The sequence below is a fragment of the Pseudonocardia adelaidensis genome (assembly GCF_039543345.1).
Taxonomy (GTDB): domain Bacteria; phylum Actinomycetota; class Actinomycetes; order Mycobacteriales; family Pseudonocardiaceae; genus Pseudonocardia; species Pseudonocardia adelaidensis.
This window is the reverse complement of record NZ_BAABJO010000113.1, coordinates 1-522: the sequence shown is the minus strand read 5'-3', so window position 1 is coordinate 522 and position 522 is coordinate 1. Positions and strand designations below refer to the sequence as shown.

Sequence of the window (522 nt, the reverse complement as noted above, 5' to 3'; positions counted from 1 at the left end):
ACAAATTATGGATTTAAACACCAAAATGTTTAATGAAGTGGTTACAAAAATTTACGGTAACAAATGGATTTTACATCCTTTTGAAGTGATTACCTATCAAGACGCCATGGATAAATACGGCTGCGACCGGCCCGATTTACGATTCGGTTTACAACTTCAGGATATCACCGATATTGTTAAGGAAACAACCTTTCAAGTTTTTAGCAAGCCTATTGATGAGGGCGGTATTGTAAAATGCATCAAGGTTTCGGCTGAGGAACAAGGAAAAAAGCGTTTATCGAAAGGTCAAATTGAAAAGCTAACCGAGATTGCCCAACAATTAGGTTTGGGTGGTTTAGCTTACATTATTGTTAATGAAAACGATTTACAATCGCCCATTATTAAGTTTTTAGGTGAAGATATTGCAGAAAATATTATAAAAACAACCCAGGCGCAAGTTGGAGATATTGTATTTTTTTCAGCGTCAGATTATGCTACTGCCAATAAAGCATTGGATGCTGTGCGCCAAGAGTTGGGTAGTAT

General features: G+C 36.8%; 1 protein-coding gene. It reads left to right on the top strand.

What is annotated here, in order from left to right:
• Positions 1 to 522, top strand: a 522-nt coding sequence (locus tag ABEA81_RS42475; protein ID WP_345613750.1) for a GAD domain-containing protein, incomplete at both ends; no start/stop codon positions are given.